Origin of the sequence: Leptospira ainazelensis (assembly GCF_016918785.1) — a bacterium.
GTDB lineage: Bacteria > Spirochaetota > Leptospiria > Leptospirales > Leptospiraceae > Leptospira > Leptospira ainazelensis.
Genome location: NZ_JAFFPT010000071.1, coordinates 146,776 through 162,523, shown reverse-complemented (window position 1 = coordinate 162,523; position 15,748 = coordinate 146,776). Strand labels below are relative to the sequence as shown.

Here is a 15,748-nt window from a genome sequence, read left to right as displayed (position 1 = left end):
TTCTCCCGGTCGCTTAAAAAACAGGTTCCAAGATCAATTTTCTAATCACTACTTAGACGGCAACCCCTTTTCTTTGGTTCTTTTCGCTTTGAAAACGATTAGACTGAGAATTCTTGACAAATCGTATTCCACAAAGAGTTCGAAAAGAGGGAAAACTCTGGACTAGAAATAAATTTCGTGCTACCTTGCCGGGAAAGAATTTATAAATGGGAGAACCAGAATGATTCAAAAGGGTTTATGCCTGGCTTTGATCGTCTTATTCGCAATCGACTGTAGCAAATCCAAAAAAGAGGACCTTCAGGGCGGTGTTTTTACTTTTATCAAAGGAACCGTTAAACTTACGGATAAGGCCGGAAAGGAAAAGAAAGTAGGGGTTTCCGAATTCATTCTTCCGGAGGATAAAATCGAAACCGGAAAGGCTTCTTATGCGGACGTTCAGCTGATGGACGGCGTGATCATCCGTGTAAAGGAAAACACGATTCTTACTCTCAATAAGATTTTTGTGGATTCAAAGAATTCGGAAATTTATGCAGATTTGAGTTTAAACAAAGGAAAGATTTTTTCCAAGGTCGGTACGAAACTGGGTAAATCTTCCGGTTTCAAAGTCAGCACTCCGACCGTGACCGCCGCCGTTCGTGGAACCGATTTCCAAGTAGAAGCCGAAGGGAATCAATCCGAAACACTCGTTTCGGACGGATCCGTAGAAGTCGTGGATAACGATAACCCTGACCAAACCAACGTCGCGGATGCAGGGGAAAAAGTGACCTCGGATGGTAAAAATCAGAAAGAAGAAAAGTTGTCCGAAGATGAACTCAAGGAACTTCAGGAAGACGCCGCTACAGTTCAGTCCGTAACGGAAGAACAAAGAAAACAGATCGAAGAAATTCTCAAAGATTTTAAGGAAAACAAGGAAAGAATTCTCCAAGGTCTGGAAGAACAGAAACAGAGAAACCAGGAACTGATCAATTCTACAAAAGAAGAAAATAAAAGAATGATCGATGAAGTTAAGGAATCCGGAAAGGCCGAAAAAGAAGCCATTAAAAATGCCGCAGACGAAGAAAGAAAAAACATCAAGTCGGGCATCGATAAGGACAAAGAAGCCTTGGAAAATTCCAGAAAATCTCTCAAAGACCAAGTCAAACCTCAATAAGACTTTTTGCCAAACCTCGATTTCGTTTGTTAAGCGAAGTCGAGGTTTCTCATTTTTAGAAAATAACAATTCCCTATTTATAGATAGTTCGTTGTTTATGCGAACTATAAGAAACGATATCTTCTGATACGCTGTGAAACCAAAAACTTCACCGGATTCTATTGATTATTTTCCTCCGAATTTATCATTTCGGGGGAATTTTTTTCTCAGTAGAATTATAATGAGATAGATTTTACGATGAATGGGAAATTATGGACAATCGTTTCTTAACTATATCAGCTCTGCTTTATATACTGATAGGCCTGTTACGTTTCAAAAAGGAATCTTATGAATTGGGATCGTATCGAGCTCTTCTTTTTCTTTCCCTTGGATGTATTCTCTGGTCTTATTCTGCTACCAGTTTTTCGACGGAAGGTGGTTTTTTCTATTCGGTCTTAGAATTCTTTTTTGTTTTCTTTTCTATCTTGGCGGCTCTCGTATTTTACCACTTTCAAAAAAAGTTGAGATCGGAAGTTAGTAAAGAACGGAGCTATGATTCCAAATGGAGGCTCATGGATCCGGTCATAATCGGAATTCAATCGATTTTGACTTCGAGTTTTATTGTTGCAGTTTGGAAATTTTTTCCGAAAAATTCGCTTCCTGATTTGATTTCATCGATTTCCTTTTTTATCTGCATCTATTACATTCTGATTTTTGCAGATATTCTCATTCGTTTTCGGAGAACCGGTGAAGAAACGTTGAACATACTTCCTTTTCTCACGGTGATTTTGGTCGTAAAGGCGATGGAGGCGATCAAACAAACTTATGGATTCTCTTCTCATCCTACGTTGGTTCTACTCGATGAATACTTTATCCTCCTTTCTCCGATCGTTCTTCACGAAATCATTCCAAAGGAGAGATTGAATTTCCTTTCTCAAAACGAAGTTGGAAACGGCAGAGGCTCCGATTCCGAGGAATCGGAAATGGAACGGAATTCTTACCCGGATCGGAAATCCCAGACGAAATACAATCTTCTTGCCAATCTCAATCTTCAAGCCGTCGATAAAAAATTGAAAATTCTTTTTGAGGAGGAAAAGGTCTATTTAGACGAAGACTTGAGACTTCCTTCCTTGGCGGAGGACATAGGAATTTCCGTTCATCACCTTTCAGCGTTCATCAACGAATATTTAGGATTGAGTTTTAATCGTTTCATAAATTCGTATCGAGTGGAAGCTGCGAAACGGATTCTTCTCGATGACCCGGATCGAACCGTTTTGTCAATCGGAGTCGCAGTAGGATTCAATTCCACTTCCGCATTTCATCGTGCTTTTTACATAGAAACTGGATTGACGCCGAAACAATTTAGAGAGAATCACGCGGAAGTTTTTTCTTCCTCGTCCACAAATTTTACTGTGAATTGAGGAGTTTTTTTTTAAGTTATTTTTGAAAGTTTCGATCTGCGAAAGATTTTTTTGTTTCTCTTTAGAGATGGGAAACATTGGAGGATATTATAAGGTTTCTCCCAAACGGGGACAGAACCTTGCAGCTTGATCATTCTGATAAGTAAAATTGAGTTTTGAGGCGCTGTAAGTTCTTTACGATGCACTATCGTCCATTGGAAATGAACTCAGGAGAATTAATTTTTATCTTTCAGAGATCGTAAGATGCTAAATACTATTTATTTATTCGGTTCTCTTCTTTCATTTATGCTCGCGGTCGTGCAGATTTTGAAGGGATTTTCTATCAGAAACTGGATTCTTTTTGGGATTTTTACCTCGATGGGAATCTTTCAGCTCAAAGGGTTTTTTATTCTCAGCCGATTCTGGATGGAATATTCCCATTTTTATGCGGTGGAAATTTTTTTCATTCTTCTCATCGGGCCTTCTCTTTTTATTTATTTTAATATGATAGTCGGAGCCCGGCAATTTTCGGATGGAAAAATGTTTGTCCATCTTCTGCCTGCTCTGATTTTTTTGATTTATTATTTCTGCGATACGATTTTGGTTTTTATCAGAAATCCTTCGTTCCAGGATCTGAGCTCCGATTTTAAAAGTCGATACAACGTCCTTTACTATGTAGTTTCCTTTGTCCCTTGCGGATATTTGGCAGTTCTTGCCAGAAATTTTTTTAGAATTTTTAAAGGAAATTTTTTAAGAATCCGCTGGCCCCTCCATATCGTCGTCATATTTCTGATCGCTTTCATTTCTACTTCGGTTAGTATATTGATCGGAACCAGGTTTTTACTTGAGTTTCAAGATCACTTTTTAGAGCTGTATCAGCTTCTTCTTTTTCTTTTTTTCTGCATTATCATTTATACGTTTTTTGTAAGTCAGATTTACCCCATTACTTTCAATCTTCTTTCCGAGACGATGAGTCGTCTTCAATATGAAAAGAGCACCCTGAGTCGGTTGGATCCGGAAGAAATGAAAAAGAGAGTAGTTTCTTTGATGAAAATGGAAAGAATACATTTGGATTCCGGTCTGAGTTTAAAATCTATGGCGGAGAGGTTGGAGATTTCCCCACATCAGCTCTCGGAACTTTTAAATCAATATTTGAACACGAATTTTAATTCTTTCGTAAACTTCCATCGAATCCAAGAGGCTAAACATTCTCTTCTCAACAAAGACGAAAAAACCATTCTAACAATTGCGTTTGAAAGCGGATTCAATTCGCTTTCCGTTTTCAACGCGACTTTCAAAAAAGAAGTGGGTGTGACGCCGCGATCCTTTCGGAAGCAAAAAGGAAAGATTTAGATATTCTTTCTATAAAACGCCTTTTTGTTCGGATCTAAGGCACCAGAACCGAGTTTTCCTTTTATAAAGAACGAAGAATTTCAACCTCTTTCTGTAAAATAGGAATCTTATAAAGTAGGGATTTGCTCTTTATAAGAGTAATTTATAGATTTTCCGATTTCGAGTATCCTATCCTTTGTTTTCCAATACTAGAATGAATCCAGTTTACTAACGCGGATGACGGAGGCTTGGGGAGCAGCGATTTGGGAGAAATGAATGCAATTCTTTAGATTGTCCAATGTAGCAACGGTCTTATTTTTTATTTTTTTCCAAGGTTGTTTGGGAGATAGAGGCGAGCAGAGCCTTTCATTCAAAGGTATTTTTGGATTTCCAATTACTTCAGTTGTGGGTCCCGGTCCTTTTTCGGTTTCGGGTTCGATTTCAGGTCTGACCGGAACAGGTCTTAGATTACAATTGAACGGGGGAGAAACGTTAGACGTTCTTTTAAGCGGGGATTTTAAATTTCAGACTCTCCTAGAAAACCAGAAAACTTATCTCGTGACGGTCCTTGCAAATCCCACGGGTCCAAACCAGACTTGTTCCGTCGTCAATGGATCCGGTTTGATTGCGGCGAGGGACGTTTCCGATGTCCGTGTGGTTTGTTCTTCCTCCTCTTATACTGTAAGCGGAAGTGTGACCGGTTTATCCGGTTCCGGTTTGACTTTGTTCAATAACGGGACGGATTTGATCGGCGTTTCCGGCGCCTCCTTTATTTTTCCGACTTCGATCGCGAGTGGAGGAGCTTACTCCGTTTCCGTTTCCACACAACCGTCTTCTCCCACTCAGGTTTGTTCGGTTTCCAACGGAACCGGAACTATCGTCTCGGCGAATATTACGAACGTACTCGTGACCTGTTCTACGAGTTCTTTTTCCGTTGGAGGTGGTATTTCCGGGCTTTTAGGAACCGGTTTGAAATTGAGAAATAACGGAGGTGATGAAATTGCCCCTTCCGGGACCTCGTTTGTTTTTCCTACTTCGGTAGCGAGCGGGGCGGCTTATACAGTTTCTGTTTCCGCACAACCTACGGCGCCGGCTCAGACATGTTCGATTTCTAACGGAAGCGGATCGATTTCCTCATCCAATGTCACCAATGTGGCGATCAATTGTTCGACGAATTCTTATACCGTCGGCGGGAGTGTTACGGGTTTGACCGGAAGCGGATTAAAACTTACGAACAATGGAGGAGACGAGATCACGGTGTCCGGTTCTACGTTTGTATTTCCAACCTCCCTTGCGGACGGATCCACCTACGCCGTAGCCGTTTCCAGTCAACCAACCTCGCCGTTACAACTTTGTAGTGTAAGCTCGGGATCGGGAACCATAGGCGGGACTCATGTTTCCTCTCCATCGATCGTTTGTATCAACCAATACAGCGTGGGAGGAAGCGTCACCGGTTTATCCGGAACTTTGACCTTGAGGAATTCGGTAAATTCCGATACGCTGAATATCAATTCGAACGGAACTTTTACGATGCCTCTGGGTCTGGCCGCTTCGGAAACTTTTCATTTGGAGGTCACTTCCAGTCCGGCCGGACAATTTTGTAAGATCGCTATGATGTACGGAACGATCGTAAGTTCCCATATAACGGATGTTAGAATTCATTGCCAGACGGGAACAAGCGGAGTGATCTCAGGAGGAAATTCCGTTTTCAAAGATCTTTCTTTTCTAACGGGAAACATGGAAGTTTTGACCGGAGGAATTATTTTCGCAGGGCAGTTGGCCACAAACGGTCACGCCAATGGAATCGGAAATGCCTCAATTTTTGACGATCCGAGTCATATAACCACGGACGGAAAGAATATCTTTGTTGCGGATTATATGAACGGAAAAGTGAGAGCAATAGAGATCTCCACAAGAAACGTTTCCGATCTTTTTACATTCTCCAAAGTGAGAGGAGTTGCCACCGATGGAGTGTATGTTTACGCATGTGGGGAGAATTCTTCTACGATTGTAAAATACGATTTGGGAACGGGAATACAGACGGCGATCGTTCCCGCCAACGTTTCCGGGTTCCTGGATGGGCCGATCGCGGGTGCAAGGTTTAATAAGCCGAATCATCTTTCGGTGGACGGGGTCAAAGTTTATGTTTCCGATACTACGAATCATCGAATTCGAAGGATCGACCAGAGAACGGGAAGTGTGTCTACGATTGCAGGAACGGGTCTTGCGGGGATCGGAAACGGTTCCGCTACTGCGACCCGATTGAACGCTCCGAAAGGATTGTATCTACAAGGGAATACACTTTTTATTGCGAGCACAAACGCGGACGCGATCGTAAAATTGGATCTTTCACTTTCTACTCTTTCTGTGATCGCTGGAGGTACTACTGGTTCTTATGACGCGCCTACTGGAATCGGAGCCGCGTTTTCGGCGCCGACGGGACTTATCTCGGACGGTCAGAGGCTTTATGTGACGGAAGGAGGAAGCGGATTGATTCGAACGATCGATCTTACGTCTCCGCATCCTACGGAAACGATTTCAGGGTGTATTGGAAAGATAGGAACAACATCGGGGGTGCGCTATTCCGCACCTCCCTGTCCAGGCTCCGCGACGACTGCGGCTTCCTTTGTGACTCCTTATGGAATCACGTCCGATGGAATTAATATTTTTATCTCGGATGATACGGATCATATCATTCGAAAGATGGAATGAGTTAGCTATAAAATTTTAAAAATCTCGTAGCAGGTTTCACGTGCATTCCAAGCTTTTTAGTATAATCTGCAATGTAAAAATTTGGGACGGGAACTTTATGAAAAAGTAATTCAAATCAGGCAATTTAGTTTTTAGAATGGTTAAAGATTTTTATTTGAAAGAAAAGTGCCGCACTAAAAATGTGATAAAAAATTCAAAATATTCTTAAGGAAAACATGAAAAGATTTATTGTGTTCTTAACTTTGATGACGATGGTTGGTTGTGTCTCTTTACCGGAAACTCTCAAGAAAAAAGGTTCTGCTGACCTTTCTATCATAGCTATTTCTTTCGTTTTACAAGCTCCGGTTGCCTTTTTTTCAAAGGATGCATCCGAAGTTCTCTTTGTAAAGTTAGCGGATCCAAAAGAAAAGAAAGCCACTCCAAAAATTTTCCAAAGTAATTTTGCTGCAAACGGTTACGTTTACTTAATAAATGCGGAACCTGGAACCTACACAGTTCTTTTAGCAGGTGCGGCGAAGCAAAATCAAAACGACACGCCTGTGATTCATTATCTAGATAAGGATTCGATTGCGAAAATTACTATCAAAGTGAATAAAAATGAATTCGTTTATGCGGGAAAATTTACGACAAATTCAAGCCAGGATGACCTTGCTTGGTCTCGAGTGGATTCTGGAAATCGTGCTCACACTTTGACTTCCACGGCTGAAAGCACTTATGCTCAAAGTCTGCTATATGCAGGTTCCTTGCAAAAATCAGAATCTTCAGATGCTGACAAGCAAAACTTGCTCGCGAAAGCTAAAGAAATTTTTAATGAATCTGATTGGATTTCAATCATTAAGTAAGTTATACCTCAGTATGCGAATCCTAAATATTGGGTCGCATACTGATTCAAATGTTGGTTTTGATATAATATAAATATAAAATATCCTAAACTAAGGAAGATGAAAAACCAAAAAAGTCGCCCCCGGCTTTCTTAAATTGTCGAAGTGCAACTCCGTGATCCGCTCTAAATTTGCAGAGCCTCACTCATAATTTGTTTGAATTTTAGCAAATATTTATCTTAACAACGACAATCCTCCGTTAAACGAAACTCCGGGAGACTTTGCTCTATCATAAAATTCTACTTTTTGCAAGTAACAAGTTCCAAAAGTAGGAACTCTTACAAAAACAATACAGAAAAAAAAGTTTGAAATTTTCTCATTCTCCCTTCGCGTCGTTTCTCAATTTGAAAAAGAGAATGATCGAAGTGAAAATAAACGTGAATATGTTCGCGAGTATGATCGGAAAGTCCTGTTTGAGACAACCGTAGACAAACCAAAACACGACGCCTATCACAAAGACGAGATACATGTTTCTTGAAATGTCCTTTGTGCTTCCCCCCATAACGATTCGAATGAGTTGAGGAAGAAAGGAAACCGTTGTCAAAAGAGAAGCGATATAACCTAAGAAAGTAACTGAATCCATTTTGAGAAAAGCTCCGTTACGCTTTTTTGTATTCTCTGGTTACGATCGTTTTGATCCCGCCGCGCGGATTGTAATCGCCGATAACTTTGAGATATTTCGGATCGATCGCTTTGACAAGATCGTCAAGGATCTTATTTACAACGAACTCATGAAAGATTCCAACGTTTCTATAGCTCAGAATATATTCTTTGAAAGACTTGAGTTCGATACAACGGTCGGTGGGAACATAGGAAATTTCAATGATTCCAAAATCGGGAAGACCGGTCTTAGGACAAACCGCGGTGAACTCTGGAACCGTAAAATCGATTGTATAATCCTTTCCCTCGTAAACATTGGTGAAAGATTCGATTTCGGGAGTTTTTAGGGCCGGGATATGATCTTGTCTTCCGTCGTAGGTCTCTGGATTGATGGTTTCCATGAATTCTTCCTTTCATGACCAGACTTTTCAATCTTTCACCCAGGAAAATTCTTTTTCCGGAATCTGAGTCTGCATCAAAGTTCTCCGAGGGTGGAATGGAAATCCAAAAAAAAATTGCCGTTGTTGATTTCGGAGGGCAGTATGCTCACCTGATTGCATCCAGGATTCGAAGACTCGGTGCTTATACGGAAATTCTTTCCAACGAGGAACCTCTTTCCAATTATCAAAAATACGCCGGCATCATTCTTTCCGGAGGCCCCGAAAGCGTCTACGAACCGGATTCTCCGACCATCACGACAAAACTTTTTGAACTCGGAATTCCCGTTTTAGGAATCTGTTACGGCCACCAACTCATCATGAAACTTTTGGGCGGAGTTGTAGAACGTTCCGGCACGGGAGAATACGGACCTGCATCGTTAGAGCTCCATTCTTCCAATGGAAATTCTTTATTGAAGAATTTTGTGGGTGGAGAACAGGTTTGGATGAATCACGCGGACGAGGTTGTAAAACTTCCCGACGGTTTTTCAAGAATCGCGTCTTCCAAAGACTGCGGTTATGCGGTCGTAGAAAATTCTTCGAAGAAAATTTTCGGAATTCAATTTCACGCGGAAGTGAGTCATAGCGAAAAAGGTTCAGTTCTTCTGGAGAATTTTATTCAGATCTGCGGAGCTTCCCGCACCTGGGGAATCGATCAATTCCTCAAAGAAAAAATCAAAGAAATCCAAGAGACCGTAAAACCGGCACAAAAGGTTTTTATGCTCGTCTCGGGCGGAGTCGATTCCACCGTTTCCTATCTCCTTCTTTGTAAAGCCCTTGGAACCGAAAGAGTTCTCGGTTTTTTGATCGATACCGGGTTTATGAGAAAGGGAGAAGTTCTTCCTCTTCAGGAAAAACTCAAGTCCCAAAATATTCACCTAACGGTGAGAGACGAATCGAATCTATTTTACGAAAGTCTAAAGGGGAAATCCGATCCGGAAGAAAAAAGAAAGATCGTCGGAAATCTTTTTTTAGAAGCGAGGGATCGCGCCGTCAAAGAACTGGATCTGGAACACGGGGATTGGCTTCTCGGTCAAGGAACGATCTATCCGGACACGATCGAATCCGGAGGAACCAAACATTCTCATACGATCAAAACTCATCACAACAGAGTCGAAGCGATTCAAAAACTCATCGAAGAAGGAAAAGTCATCGAACCGATTCGGGATCTTTATAAGGACGAGGTTCGCGACCTCGGAGTTCTTCTCGGTTTGGAACCGGAGTGGGTGGGGCGCCATCCTTTTCCCGGTCCCGGTCTTGTGGTTCGTATGCTCGCGGTGGAAAAGACGAGTAAGGAGGAAGATCAAAAAGAGATCGATTCCTATCTTTCGACCCAAAGCGGGCTGTCCGGAAAAATTCTTCCGGTGGCGAGTGTGGGTGTAAAAGGCGATCGTAGATCCTATTCCAACTGCGCGGTGTTAAACGATATCGATACGGATTGGAAAACTCTGGATCGAGTCGCGACTCATCTTTCCAATCAGTTTTCCTTTATCAATCGTGTTGTTCTTCTTCCTTTTGAGAAGGACGTGAAAAATCTTACCTTTCGTTTTACCGGAATGCAACTGGATAAGAAGTGTTCCGATCTCCTCCGAGAAGCCGATTTTATCGTAGAGTCTTTGATCTTCAAAGCGGGGCTTTACAATCAGATCTGGCAGATGCCGGTCGTGCTTCTTCCTATCGGAGAAAAAGAAAACGAAAAAAGTATTGTACTTCGTCCCGTGGAATCGCAGGAAGCGATGACGGCGAACTTCTTTCCGATGAAGCGGGAACTCTTAAAGGAAATCAAAACGGAAGTTCTCAAAATTCCCGGGATTCGTTACGTCTTTTTTGATCTTACGAACAAACCGCCGGGAACGATTGAGTGGGAATGATCAATTCTCACTTTCAATTTTGTAAATTTTGACCGCCTGAGATTTTCCCTTTACCGTAACTTCGTCCAGAAATTCATAAGGAAATTGATTCGCGTCTTTTAAAGACGCGATGGTAACTTCGCTCGCAACAATCGGACATCCGAATTGTTTAGTCAGACCTTCGATTCGGGAGGCAAGATTGACACTGTCTCCGATGACCGTACATTCCATCCGATTTTCGTGTCCGATGATTCCCAGCATCAGATGACCGGTATGAATTCCGATTCCGATATCGACGGCCTCTTGGTCCTGGTTTTTTCTGATCTCATTGAATTTCCGTAACGTTTTCCTCATCGCTAAGGCGGCTTCAATCGCGTCTTCGGCACGAGTCGGAAAAATCGCCATGATCGCGTCTCCGATAAACTTATCGATAAAACCGTGGTGTTCTCGGATCACGGGTGCGATCATTCCGAGATAGTCGTTGATAAAACGGAAGTTTTCGCTCGGAGTCATTTTTTCGGAAAGAGTCGTAAACCCTCGAATGTCGGAAAACATCACCGTCATCAGACCTTCCGTTTGGTCGGCGAGTTGGGTTTCTAAGATCGATCGTTTGCTTAAAAGCGCGAGCGTTTCCTTGGGAACAAAACGGCTGTAGGCCTCCGAGAGTTGTTGTTGTGTGTGATAAGCGGCTGCGTTTTCGATCGCGACCGCAATTTGGTTTCCTACGATGCTCAAAATCATTTCGTCTAACAACTTGAAGGCGTTCATCTCGGAACTTTCCACCGCGAATACTCCGAGCAGTCTTTCCTTGACAAGAAGCGGAATTGCGATCTGACTTTTGGCGTCTTTCAAACCGGGGAGTTCGATTTTTTTTTCTTCCATACCCATGGATTGACCGACCTGTCCCGCATAACGCATTTGCGTGGAAATTCCGACCATACGCATGATTTTTTTTCTTTTTGCTACGACGCCGATCACTCCCTGTCCGAATTCCACCTTGGCTCCGATCCCTACTTCTTCGTAACCCCGGCTTGCGACTACTTTCAGAATCTCTAATCCTTCTTGGACCATCAGGATCAGGGCGTGCTTAAAACCGAAAACCTCATCCATCACTTTCATAATTCTTTCGAAAATTTGATCCAGATCGAGCGTGTTCAAAATTTCAGCTGAAATGGATTGGATGATCTCGACCTCTCTCGTTTTACGATGAAGTTTCTGGTTTAATTCTTCGATACCCTTTTGGTTTTCTACGAATTGTTTTTTAAAATTTTCGATCTCCTGATCGTTCGGCACGATTAGATCTCCTTCGCTTCGGCGAGATTGCTTACGGAACGAACTTCGAAGATATCAGCCGCTTTGAGTTTGAATACGTCGCTCATTCCGGACATGGATGCGATGGCTTCCAGTTGCATTTCCATTGCGTCGAATAGATCGCCTTCGGTTTCAGTTCTTTGATAATAAATTTCTAAGATCCACGGCTCTAGATTTTCAGGGTTCAAAACTTGAAGAACTGCGTGTCGATTTTCCACGGCGTTTTTATGAGTTTTCCCGAAGAATTGGTTGGAGATTGCGACGTGAGTCTCGTCCACTTGATAAACCTGACTTACGATCGTTGCGTTCGGAATTCCGTCTTTGGACGAGGTTACCATGATACTCGGAACCACTCCTTGCAAACAAGGTTGAATCTCTTCTAAGGTCATTTTAGTTTTTCTCCTGCCTTGGCTCCGGGCGATTGTTCAAAAAGTTCGGAAAGTTCAAACGTGATTGCCACTGCGGGTTTTAGAATGTATTTTCCCCAACCTTCTCCGGCATTCGGACCAAAGAACATCTTGCTCGTCTCGGATCCGGCCTCTCGGATTTTTTGCATCAACTCGTAATCCGCATCCGAACATTCGTTGATTTGTTGTACCGTTCCTTTGAACTGTCTGGTTTTAAAAGAGGACATGTGAGCTACGGTTGTTGCGATCAGTCCGTTGTCTTGGATATCTTCTAAACAAGTTTGAGCTACAACTTTCGGGACTAATACCGTTATCAGTCTCTGTTCCTCATTCCATCGAATTCCAAAAGCCCTTGCGAAATGCGGTTTGAGATTTGAGTTTCTTGTCGCGATACTGATCGATAAGGGCCCGTTCATTTCGCCTAAATCTTCCTGCGATAACATTCTACCTCCGTTTTTTAGAAAAAAGTGCCTTATCCTTTCTTGTCGGTAGATCTGGGGCAAGAAGAATTCAGAGACGATGGAGCTGAGTTTGATAAATAAATTCTATTAGTTGAATATTCAAATAATTTGAACTTTAGTTTGTTTGAGGAAGAATATAATATTTATTCTTGTAGATTGATAATTAGAAGGGATGGATTTCTACTTTTTGTCTGAGCGGTTTTTTTGATTTGATTTCTCTATTCAATTTTTCCTTTCGATTGAATCGGAAGAGAGCGAGAAAAATTTGCTCTGAGGATGTTATAAGATTACCGGAATCCGAAATTCTCCCGAATTTGTTTGAAAATAGAACTCGTTTTCTCTTTCTATCATTCGATTGGAAATTTCGAGCAAAAGGTCGCTGGAAAAAAAGCCCCATTCTCCAAAAGGATCCGGATGAACCAAAGAATTTCGAAAAATTCTCAACCGATCGGGTTCGAAGCGAAGAGAGTGATTTGGCGAATAGAAAAGTTTTTCCTCTTCCAATTTTTGAAATACGAACACGGACGTCGTGGGTTGGATAAAATTCCATTCTCCGGCGCAAATAGAAAGATAGGGAAATTCCGGATGGATCCCCGTTTCATTTTTCCGGATTCTGGAAATAAAAAAATCCAAGAAATGCGGGTCGTTCAATTCGGTCTCTTCGTGAAAAAGACGGCCTCTCGAGTCCATCCGATAAAAATAGCTTCTTCTTTGCCTCATAAAAAGCCTTTCGGAACGGTACTGAACCTTGTAGCTGATCTCATGGAAAAAGTAAAACTAAGCCCCAGGAAACGCTGAAAAGACTTTTCTATTGACATCATACCTTCCCTTAAAATCATACCTTGTAACGGCGTCGTGGCCAAGTGGTAAGGCATGGCTCTGCAAAAGCTTGATCCCCGGTTCGAATCCGGGCGACGCCTGTCACTTTGTATCTGCCTGGATGGTGGAATGGTAGACACCCAGGACTTAAAATCCTGTGAGAGCAATCTCGTGCGAGTTCGAGTCTCGCTCCAGGTACCATGGTTTTCTTCCCGTAGACATTCTACCTCGTCTGCGGAATTACCGTATCACAAATCTTTCCAAAATACAGTTTTGGAAAATCTGCCCTTCCTTCTTTTTCGAAATCGGAATAGGAAATTCGAAAATCTCTAAAAAAAACTTCGTCCGGAAATTCTTTTGGGAAAGTATTTACTAAAAAATTCGGAATCAGAATTTCATTTTTTCCCGGTTTTAAAAAAACTTCGATCTCGCCCAGATCGGTTTCTCCTTGCGCCCAATAGAGTTGGTCCTGATCGAAAGAATCCCTGGAGACGATCGCGATTTTTGCTTTTCTTGGAACGTTAGTCGCGTTCTCGGCGATGTAGATCGTAAAACTAAAAGGAATCGTTCGCGGAATCGGCGGATTCGGGAATCGATGTGTTAGACAACCCTCGACTTGAAACGGTTTTGAGGCCTCGGAGACGGTCAGATTTGAATCCGAGCTTTCGGATATTACCCGAGAAGATTCCAATTTTATAATATTCTTCTGAACCGTTTTTACAAGATTCAAATCGGAAGCCCTGACTCTTCGATTGTAGACTTCGAGCGGTTTTAGATTCAAACGTGGAATCCAGAAAAGCCAATAGCAAAGGAGTGGAATTCCGATCGCGCCTAAAATTTTGAAAAAAAGTTTCCAATGAAAGTCAAAAGAGTCGATCCATTTTCCCATTTTAGTCGCACTAAAAGAGAATCCAAATTCTGTCTTTCCGTTTGTCTTATCCTTTTCGGGACTAGAAGCATCGCCGACTTTTGGCGAATCGGAATTTTTGAATCCGGCCAGAAAGATTCCGCAAAAGGCAAAAAATGGAAGGAGAACCTCGTCGTCCAAAAGATAACACTGAAAAAAACCCGCCGGAAAAATGCTGAAGATTCCGATCGTCCCGATCGAAAGACTTCCCATTTCTTTGGGATCGATTTTAAAAAATTTCTCAAACAACTTCCACCAAAACCAGAGAAACAGAATTCCGGCAAAAATTCCTCCCACCGCAACAAAGTGGAGAAGATCGTTGTGAGCGTGCCCTCTCGGGGTGATATAGAGTTCGTACCAGAGCTGCTCCTGAGCCTCGATCATTTTGGAAGATTCTTTCCAATGAGAATCCTTGTAGTTTCCTCCTCCGACTCCGAATAGAGGATGATCTTTCAAAAGTGGAATCGTATTCTTATAAATATAGTATCTCTGATTTTCAGTATTATGAACTTCGAATATTTGGGAAACCGATCTCCGGATCAGCCAGTTGTTTCGAAAAAGAAAAGCAGTTGAAAACAAAACGCAGAGAAATAAAATTCCAAAAATCCACTTGGTTTTGACCGAGAATTCGGGAAAATTTTGTTTGAGAGAGAAGGTTCCGTGTAACACGGCTATGGCGAGCAGAACAGATACCCCCAGCCAGATCGAACGACTTTGGTTGAAAAAAAGAACGATCCAGCCAACGGCGAGTAACGCAGTTTTTAGATAGAATACAAAATTCTTCTTTTCCTTCCAGTTTTGAAACCAATCCAAAAGTAGTCCGGGGAGGACGAGTCCCAAAAGTCCTCCAAACGTTAGGTGAGTATTCATCATTCCGATAGGAAGATAGAGTTTGATCGGTCCGAGATTCCCCGAAAAATGCTGGAGTCGATCTCCGGGGGCGTATCGAAATCCGTTGGCGATGAACTTCCCGATTCTTACCTCCGAAAAAAGACTTACGAAACCTAAAAGGACGGCGATTGCAGCCGACGCGTAGAGAAAGTTTCGAAGTGGTCTTCGATTTTTTTCTTGAGAGGCGATTAGGAAAGAGGCCGGGAGAATCAAAAGCATCCAGAAATCTCCAAACTCGGACTGTTTGAGAAACTTTTTAAAAAAGGGAGAATAGGAATCGGCTTGGATCAGCGAGGAGAAAAACGAAAGAAGATAGATTCCAAAAAAGATGAAAAAGAAACTCCGAATTTTTTTCCAATTCTCCCGATATTCGACTTTGAAATAAAGAAGGGGGTAGGTCGTCGCGATCATAAGTCCCGCGAAGATCTGGGAGACGCTCACTGACTGCGGGAAACTCAGCAAAAACAAACAAAGAGAATAGAGGGAAAACCTTTCCGTATTCTTTACAAATCCTTCTTTCAATGTTTGCTCCTCGGAAGTTCTTAAAAAATTCCCTTAAAAAACCAATGACAGAGAAAGAATTCATTCTACCATTAGAAAAAAGAACTGAT

13 protein-coding genes and 2 tRNA genes are annotated in these 15,748 nt (G+C 42.1%); 8 read left to right on the top strand and 7 right to left on the bottom strand.

Annotation, left to right across the window (positions count from 1 at the left end; translation table 11 throughout):
* The first annotated feature begins 220 nt into the window (after positions 1–220).
* The 5 genes from lsa33 (at position 221) to JWG44_RS16500 (ending at position 7,415) form a co-directional block, all read left to right on the top strand.
* The gene (gene lsa33 / locus JWG44_RS16520) at positions 221–1,150 is read left to right on the top strand and encodes a surface adhesin Lsa33 (protein WP_205276098.1); all 930 of its coding nucleotides are present in this window, start codon (positions 221–223) and stop codon (positions 1,148–1,150) included.
* A gap of 332 nt (positions 1,151–1,482) precedes the next feature.
* Positions 1,483–2,550, top strand: a complete 1,068-nt coding sequence (locus JWG44_RS16515) for a helix-turn-helix domain-containing protein (RefSeq protein ID WP_205276097.1) — start codon at positions 1,483–1,485, stop codon at positions 2,548–2,550.
* 243 nt (positions 2,551–2,793) lie between these two features.
* Entirely contained in the window at positions 2,794–3,882 is a 1,089-nt protein-coding gene (locus JWG44_RS16510; protein WP_205276096.1) for an AraC family transcriptional regulator, read from the top strand.
* Positions 3,883–4,137: 255 nt separating this feature from the next.
* Entirely contained in the window at positions 4,138–6,573 is a 2,436-nt protein-coding gene (locus JWG44_RS16505) for an NHL repeat-containing protein (RefSeq protein ID WP_205276095.1), read from the top strand.
* Positions 6,574–6,788: 215 nt separating this feature from the next.
* On the top strand, positions 6,789–7,415 hold the full coding sequence (locus tag JWG44_RS16500; protein ID WP_205276094.1) for a hypothetical protein: 627 nt from the start codon (positions 6,789–6,791) through the stop codon (positions 7,413–7,415).
* 355 nt (positions 7,416–7,770) lie between these two features.
* Here JWG44_RS16500 and JWG44_RS16495 read toward each other — a convergent pair whose 3' ends face one another.
* Positions 7,771–8,037, bottom strand: a complete 267-nt coding sequence (locus JWG44_RS16495) for a SemiSWEET transporter (protein ID WP_205276093.1) — start codon at positions 8,035–8,037, stop codon at positions 7,771–7,773.
* 16 nt (positions 8,038–8,053) lie between these two features.
* Positions 8,054–8,455 carry a preQ(1) synthase gene (gene queF, locus JWG44_RS16490; RefSeq protein ID WP_205276092.1) on the bottom strand — a complete coding sequence of 134 codons (402 nt, stop codon included), beginning with the start codon at positions 8,453–8,455 and terminating at the stop codon, positions 8,054–8,056.
* A 95-nt stretch (positions 8,456–8,550) separates the two neighbouring features.
* On the opposite strand from queF, the gene guaA reads away from it, so the two are divergent.
* Positions 8,551–10,362: a glutamine-hydrolyzing GMP synthase gene (guaA, locus tag JWG44_RS16485; RefSeq protein WP_205276091.1), complete on the top strand. Its 1,812-nt coding sequence runs from the start codon at positions 8,551–8,553 to the stop codon at positions 10,360–10,362.
* Here guaA and JWG44_RS16480 read toward each other — a convergent pair whose 3' ends face one another.
* The 4 genes from JWG44_RS16480 to JWG44_RS16465 all read right to left on the bottom strand — a co-directional run bounded on the left by JWG44_RS16480 (position 10,363) and on the right by JWG44_RS16465 (position 13,240).
* Positions 10,363–11,634 (bottom strand): adenylate/guanylate cyclase domain-containing protein, encoded by a 1,272-nt coding sequence (locus JWG44_RS16480; RefSeq protein ID WP_205276090.1) that lies wholly within the window; start codon positions 11,632–11,634, stop codon positions 10,363–10,365.
* Between the two features lie 2 nt (positions 11,635–11,636).
* Positions 11,637–12,041: a pyridoxamine 5'-phosphate oxidase family protein gene (locus tag JWG44_RS16475; protein WP_205276089.1), complete on the bottom strand. Its 405-nt coding sequence runs from the start codon at positions 12,039–12,041 to the stop codon at positions 11,637–11,639.
* Complete coding sequence (locus JWG44_RS16470; protein ID WP_205276088.1) at positions 12,038–12,502, bottom strand: hypothetical protein; 465 nt, start codon at positions 12,500–12,502, stop codon at positions 12,038–12,040. The genes JWG44_RS16475 and JWG44_RS16470 overlap by 4 nt, the downstream gene beginning before the upstream one ends.
* Positions 12,503–12,799: 297 nt before the next feature.
* Complete coding sequence (locus JWG44_RS16465) at positions 12,800–13,240, bottom strand: DUF4505 family protein (RefSeq protein WP_205276087.1); 441 nt, start codon at positions 13,238–13,240, stop codon at positions 12,800–12,802.
* Between the two features lie 129 nt (positions 13,241–13,369).
* Here JWG44_RS16465 and JWG44_RS16460 point away from each other — a divergent pair.
* Together JWG44_RS16460 and JWG44_RS16455 are read left to right on the top strand one after the other, a co-directional pair.
* Positions 13,370–13,440 (top strand) — tRNA-Cys (locus tag JWG44_RS16460).
* Between the two features lie 14 nt (positions 13,441–13,454).
* A tRNA-Leu gene (locus JWG44_RS16455) sits at positions 13,455–13,540 on the top strand.
* Positions 13,541–13,562: 22 nt separating this feature from the next.
* Here JWG44_RS16455 and JWG44_RS16450 read toward each other — a convergent pair.
* Complete coding sequence (locus JWG44_RS16450) at positions 13,563–15,659, bottom strand: O-antigen ligase family protein (protein ID WP_232371691.1); 2,097 nt, start codon at positions 15,657–15,659, stop codon at positions 13,563–13,565.
* Positions 15,660–15,748 lie beyond the last annotated feature (89 nt).

Bases quoted from the DNA above. Each gene is read 5' to 3' on its own strand.
- lsa33 (WP_205276098.1), top strand. From the start codon at position 221: ATGATTCAAAAGGGTTTATGCCTGGCTTTGATCGTCTTATTCGCAATC.
- JWG44_RS16510 (WP_205276096.1), top strand. From the start codon at position 2,794: ATGCTAAATACTATTTATTTATTCGGTTCTCTTCTTTCATTTATGCTC.
- JWG44_RS16505 (WP_205276095.1), top strand. From the start codon at position 4,138: ATGCAATTCTTTAGATTGTCCAATGTAGCAACGGTCTTATTTTTTATT.
- JWG44_RS16500 (WP_205276094.1), top strand. From the start codon at position 6,789: ATGAAAAGATTTATTGTGTTCTTAACTTTGATGACGATGGTTGGTTGT.
- JWG44_RS16495 (WP_205276093.1), bottom strand. From the start codon at position 8,037: ATGGATTCAGTTACTTTCTTAGGTTATATCGCTTCTCTTTTGACAACG.
- queF (WP_205276092.1), bottom strand. From the start codon at position 8,455: ATGGAAACCATCAATCCAGAGACCTACGACGGAAGACAAGATCATATC.
- guaA (WP_205276091.1), top strand. From the start codon at position 8,551: ATGGAAATCCAAAAAAAAATTGCCGTTGTTGATTTCGGAGGGCAGTAT.
- JWG44_RS16475 (WP_205276089.1), bottom strand. From the start codon at position 12,041: ATGACCTTAGAAGAGATTCAACCTTGTTTGCAAGGAGTGGTTCCGAGT.
- JWG44_RS16470 (WP_205276088.1), bottom strand. From the start codon at position 12,502: ATGTTATCGCAGGAAGATTTAGGCGAAATGAACGGGCCCTTATCGATC.
- JWG44_RS16465 (WP_205276087.1), bottom strand. From the start codon at position 13,240: ATGAGGCAAAGAAGAAGCTATTTTTATCGGATGGACTCGAGAGGCCGT.